5 protein-coding genes are annotated in these 5,337 nt (G+C 62.7%); all 5 read right to left on the bottom strand.

Translation table 11 applies throughout. From position 1 onward, the window contains the following. Positions 1–395: 395 nt before the first annotated feature. Positions 396–1,121 carry an ABC transporter ATP-binding protein gene (locus VJ651_RS21120; RefSeq protein ID WP_324109318.1) on the bottom strand — a complete coding sequence of 242 codons (726 nt, stop codon included), beginning with the start codon at positions 1,119–1,121 and terminating at the stop codon, positions 396–398. Beyond that, positions 1,122–1,871 (bottom strand): ABC transporter ATP-binding protein, encoded by a 750-nt coding sequence (locus VJ651_RS21115; protein WP_324109317.1) that lies wholly within the window; start codon positions 1,869–1,871, stop codon positions 1,122–1,124. Further along, positions 1,868–2,935: a branched-chain amino acid ABC transporter permease gene (locus tag VJ651_RS21110; RefSeq protein WP_324109316.1), complete on the bottom strand. Its 1,068-nt coding sequence runs from the start codon at positions 2,933–2,935 to the stop codon at positions 1,868–1,870. The genes VJ651_RS21115 and VJ651_RS21110 overlap by 4 nt, the downstream gene beginning before the upstream one ends. Positions 2,936–2,937: 2 nt before the next feature. Then, positions 2,938–3,807, bottom strand: coding sequence for a branched-chain amino acid ABC transporter permease (locus VJ651_RS21105; RefSeq protein WP_324109315.1), 870 nt, complete (start codon positions 3,805–3,807; stop codon positions 2,938–2,940). A gap of 79 nt (positions 3,808–3,886) precedes the next feature. Then, a complete protein-coding gene (locus VJ651_RS21100) occupies positions 3,887–5,107 on the bottom strand; it encodes an ABC transporter substrate-binding protein (protein ID WP_324109314.1) in 1,221 nt (406 codons plus the stop codon). Between the last annotated feature and the right edge of the window lie 230 nt (positions 5,108–5,337).

The raw sequence follows: 5,337 nt of genomic DNA, 5'->3' as shown, positions 1-5,337 counted from the left end.
CTGCTTGCCGGTCTCGCGCTGCTTGATGTCGATCCAGCGGTGTCCCAGCCTGGGCATCTCCGCCGCGTAGCCCGGAAATTCGTTGCCGTGGTATTCGTCATGGCAGGCCAGCGCGCAACAGTTGCAGTTGAAGCACTTCGCTATGTCGATTACCAGATTCCACTTCTTCACAGTGCCGCCTCCGTTTGTTCACAACTGCCAGGGGCCTGCTTCCATGCTTCAGTGCCATCCCACAGCGCGATTTGTGTGATTGATTCTATCGACGGCCTCGATCGCGAAGTGATTCATTTCGCGCCCCGCTTGATCGAATATGGCGTTCACCCGGAAAGCCATCGCAGCGCGCATAAAAAAAGGGGCTGGAAACCAGCCCCTGAAAGGAGATACTGCGGTAAAAATCAGGCATGCGCATGCACGCCTGTACCGCCAGACACTCCGAGACATGACGCCATGAGTTCTGCATTGCCGGCAAGCTTGCTCGACTTGCCGTCATAGACGACGCGACCGCGGTCAAGGACGACGGTGCGTGGTGCGAAATCGAGCGCAAGATGGACATACTGCTCGACGAGGATGATGGCCAGGCCGGCGCCTCGCAGTCGTTCAAGCGCATTCAGGATCTGGTCGACGATGACCGGCGCCAGCCCCTCCATCGGTTCATCCAGCAGCAGGAGATCGGGGTTGCCCATGAGCGCGCGGCCGATCGCCAGCATCTGTTGCTCGCCGCCCGACACCTGGTCGCCGTAGTTGGTGCGGCGGCCTGCAAGATTCGGAAACATCTCGTAGACCGCATCGACGGTCCAGCGGCCGGGCCGCGCTGCGATGCGCAGGTTTTCTTCGATGGTGAGGGAACGGAAAATGTCACGTTCCTGCGGCACGTAACCGATACCGGCCAGTGCCCGGCGATGGCTCGGCAGCGCAGCAATGCTCTGGCCACGCAATTGCAGATTTCCGCGATGCAGGCGCGTCTGGCCGACGAGGGTTTTCATCAGCGTGCTTTTGCCCACGCCATTGCGGCCGAGCAGCGCGAGCACGCCGCCCGCTTCGAGACCCAATGTCAGGTCTTCGATAATCACGGTGGGACCGTAACCGGCGGTCACGCCTTCAAGCTGTAAGAGCGGCTTCATTTATCGTTCTCCGAGGTAAACCCGGCGCACGTCCGGGTCCTTGGCAATCTCATCCGGCGTGCCTTCGACCAGGGTCGCGCCCTGCACCAGGACCGTGATCCGTTGTGCGAAGCGGAAGACGAGATCCATGTCATGGTCGATCAGCAGGACCGCAATGTGTTCCGGCAGGCTGTCGATAATGTCGAGGATGATGTCCCGTTCGGATGTCGGGATGCCGGCCGCCGGCTCGTCGAGCAGCAGCACCTGCGGTTTCAGCGCAAGCGTCACCGCGATTTCCAGCAAGCGCTGCTGGCCGTACGGCAGGCGCTGCACCGGCACGTCCGAGACCCCGCTCAGGCCAACCCTGGCGAGCAGTTGGTCGGCTTCCTCATGCTGTTCCGCGTAGGCGCTTGCGCAGCGGAACAGGCGTGCGCCGATGCCGCAATGCTGCGCCACCGCCAGGAACACATTCCTGTGCGCAGTCAGCGCCGGAAACAGCGAGGTGATCTGGAAGGTCCGACCGAGCCCGCGCCGCGAGCGCGTCGATTCGCCCATGCTCGTCACGTCATGGCCGTTCAGCATGATCGAGCCGGAGGTCGGCTTGAGACGGCCCGCCAGCAGGTTGACGAGCGTCGTCTTGCCCGCGCCGTTGGGTCCGATCAGCGCGCGCCGCTCGCCGCGCTTCAGCTTCATGGTCACGTCGCGCGTGACGGATACGGAGCCGAACGACTTGTACAGGTCGCGCGCCTCGAGAATGGCCTGGCCGCTCATGCGTTCCTCCTGTCCTTCAGTTTGTTGATCAGCCGTTCCGCCAGGATCAGCAGGCCGCCGCGCGCGAACAGCACCAGCACCAGCAGCATCACGCCCTGCCACAGGAACCAGTTGGTCGGGTCTTCCTTGGCCAGGTAGTCCTGCGCCAGCATGTACAGCGGCACGCCGATGAAGGGGCCGTACAGCCGCCCCGATCCGGCCAGGATCAGCATGATCAGCACGTCACCCGACAATTCGAAGCTCAGCGAGTGCAGCGCAACGAAGCCGGTACTCTGCGCCTGCAATGCGCCCGCCAGGCCAGCCATGGCGGAAGCGATCACATAGGCGGTCAGGCGACGGCCGTAATTCGGGCAACCGATGGCGGACATGCGCAGGTGGTTCTCGCGAATGCCGCGCAGCGACCAGCCGAACGGCGAGTTGACCAGCCGGCGCATGAAGAGGAAGGCGATGAACAGGATCGACAGGGTATAGAAGAACGCGGTCCTGCCCTGGAAATCGAACTCGAACATGCCAAGCACCGGCGTGAAGTTGATCCCCTGCAGCCCGTCGTCGCCGCCGGTGATGCTGCTGGCCATGTTGGCGCCTTCATGCAGCAACATGACGGCGGCCAGCGATAGCATCAGGAAAGCAAGTCCGCGCGTGCGCAGCATCAGCGAACCGAACGCCAGGCCGACCACGGCGGCGGCCCCCATGCCGAGCGCTGCGGTAACCAGCGGGGCCGTCAGTCCGTGGATCGAGAGTATGCCCGCCGTGTACGCGCCGGTGCCGAAGAGCGCGGCGTGCCCCAGCGTCACGATGCCGGTGTATCCGACCAGCAGGTCGAGCGACATCGCGAACAGGATCATGATCAGCACCTGCGTGAGCAGCGGCGCGTAATCGGGCGCGGCCAGGTAGGTTGCAACGGCGGCAACCCATGGCAAGGTGGCGCCCGCCATTGACCATGCCTTCGACGATAGCCATCCGGTATCGGCTTTCGTTGCTGCGACGGCCGGTTCGGCAGGAATGCCGGTCAGCTTGACCGTACGCTGCGCAGGCTTCTTGATAGAGGTAGAAGTAGTCGTCACAATCACTCCCTTCGCTTGCCGACGAGGCCTTGGGGGCGCCACAGCAGCAGCAGAAACACGGATACGTATACGATCAGCATGCCGGCCTGCGGGAAGATGTACTTGCCGATGGTTTCCGTCAGGCCGATGATGATCGCCGCGTAGAACGGCCCCTTGATGCTTCCGAGGCCGCCGACCGCGACCACGATGAGGAAGAACACGATGTATTGCAGCGGATAGGCCGGCGCGATGGCGAGAATTTCCGCGCCCAGTCCGCCGCCGAGCGCTGCAAGCCCGGTGCCAACGCCGAAGGTCATCGCGAACAAGCGGTTGGTATCGATGCCGATGGCCTGCGCCATGGCGCGGTTGTCGACCGCGGCGCGCACGATGGCGCCGAACATGGTGCGCTCGAAACCGAACCACAGTCCGGCCACGACCAGACCGCCGAACAGCACCAGGAACATCCGGTACGTCGGAATGCTCACACCGGCCAGCGAGATCTGTCCCTGCAGGTAAGCAGGCAACTGGATCGGTTGCGCCAGCGGCCCCCAGACCATGCGTGCCAGTGCGACCGATATCAGCACCAGGCCGATGGAGAACAGCACCTGGTCGAGCTCGCTGCTGCCGTACAGCAGCGAGTACAGCAAGCGCTCCAGCACGAAGCCGAGCGCGGTGACCGCCACGCAGGCGATCGCCAGCGCCAGCAGGAACGGCATGCCGGCGGCATTCATCAGGGTCACCATGACGTATCCACCCAGCATCGCAAAGACGCCGTGTGCGAGATTGACAAAACCCATCAGGCCCATCGTGACCGACAGACCCACCGAGGTCAGATACAGAATCATTCCGTAGGCGACCCCGAACAGCAGGATCGTTACTGTTGTCGACAGCATGATCCGTCCCCTTTCGTTGTAAACATCGTTGAATCTTTTCCCGAACGGCCGGACGCTTCCTTGCGTCCGGCCCATGTGCTTACGGCTTGATCTTCAGCTCTTTCCAGGGATCGCCGATCTGCGGCAGGGTTTCGATTTCGATGTTCGCCATCTGGCCGTTCTTCTCTTCCACGCGACGGATGTATTCATGCTGAACAATGTCGCGCGTGGCCGGATCGATGCGGATCGGACCGCGCGGGCTGTCCGCATTCGACCAGTGGCTCAGGAACTCCATGGTCTTGTTCGGATCGAGCTTGCCATTTTGATCGCGGATCGCGTCGAAGATCGCCTTCATGCCATCCCATCCGCCCACCGAGAAATAATTGGGAACGGTGTCGGCGCCGTAGGCACGCTTCCAGGCAGCGACGAATTCCTCGTTGGCCTTGCGCTTGCCGGCCGGCGAATAATGGTGCGCGGTGATCACGCCCATCGCCACCTTGCCCATGTTGGGCAGCTCCTCGTCGGTGGTGATGTCGCCGGGGCCGATCACCTTGATTTTCGAACCCATGATGCCGATGTCGGACATGGCCTTCATGAACGCGGTGGCCAGCGGGCCGCCCGGGTTGAAGTGGTAGACCACGTCAGGATTGGCTTCCTTGACCTTCTGCAGGTAGGGCAGGTAGTCGGTGGTTTTCATCGGGATGCGCACGGAGCCGACGATCTTGCCGCCGCCTTCGGTGAAGGACTTGGTGAAGGCCGCCTCGCCGTCATGACCCGGGGCGAAGTCGCTGACCACGGTGTACGCGGTCTTCATCTTGTTCTTCGCCGCCCACTGGCCCAGCGGGTAGCTGGACTGCCAGAGCGTCATCGAGGTACGCACGACATACGGGGACTGCGTCGTCACCGCGCTGCCGGCGGCAGCCATGACGACGAAGGGAATCTTGGCCTGCTTGCTGAGCACACCGACCGCCATGGCGTTCGGCGTCCACTGCCCGCCAGTCAGAATCTGGACACGATCACGCAGAATCAACTCCTGCGCGAGACGCTTGGCGACATCGGGGTTGGCGCCGGTGTCGTCGCGGCGGATGATTTCCACGGTGACGCCGGGTGGCAATTCCTTGCCGTGCTCCTTGACGTAAAGGTCGGCGCCGCGGTCGATCATTTCGCCGATGGCGGCGTTCGGGCCGGAATAGGTCAGGATCATCCCGACCTTGATGTTTTCAGCGCCGGCGGCGCCTGCGAAACCTATGCAACCGGCAATGGACAGGGTGGCGGCAAGCGCTGGCCGCCGCAGGGAATTGCGGATGAAATGCTGCAGCATTTGAGTCTCCTCATACACATGGTTTTTTGAACTGCTCTTGAGGTTGCGGCGGATTCCGCAACCTCACCCTTATGCGCTCAGTCGGCGATTTCGGGGACAACGAGATGAAACAGTTTGAGCGTGCCGTTCTCGCCGGCGCTGATCGAGGCCGTCTCGTTCGGCCCCAGGTACACGCCGGCCCCGCGGCCCACCGCATATTCCCGGTCGTTCAGCCTGATCTTCCCTTCCCC

The sequence above is a fragment of the Noviherbaspirillum sp. genome (genome assembly GCF_035254865.1).
Lineage (GTDB): Bacteria > Pseudomonadota > Gammaproteobacteria > Burkholderiales > Burkholderiaceae_D > Noviherbaspirillum.
This window is presented reverse-complemented; position numbering and strand designations above follow the sequence as displayed.

Bases quoted from the DNA above. Each gene is read 5' to 3' on its own strand.
- VJ651_RS21115 (WP_324109317.1), bottom strand. From the start codon at position 1,871: ATGAGCGGCCAGGCCATTCTCGAGGCGCGCGACCTGTACAAGTCGTTC.
- VJ651_RS21105 (WP_324109315.1), bottom strand. From the start codon at position 3,807: ATGCTGTCGACAACAGTAACGATCCTGCTGTTCGGGGTCGCCTACGGA.
- VJ651_RS21100 (WP_324109314.1), bottom strand. From the start codon at position 5,107: ATGCTGCAGCATTTCATCCGCAATTCCCTGCGGCGGCCAGCGCTTGCC.
- VJ651_RS21120 (WP_324109318.1), bottom strand. From the start codon at position 1,121: ATGAAGCCGCTCTTACAGCTTGAAGGCGTGACCGCCGGTTACGGTCCC.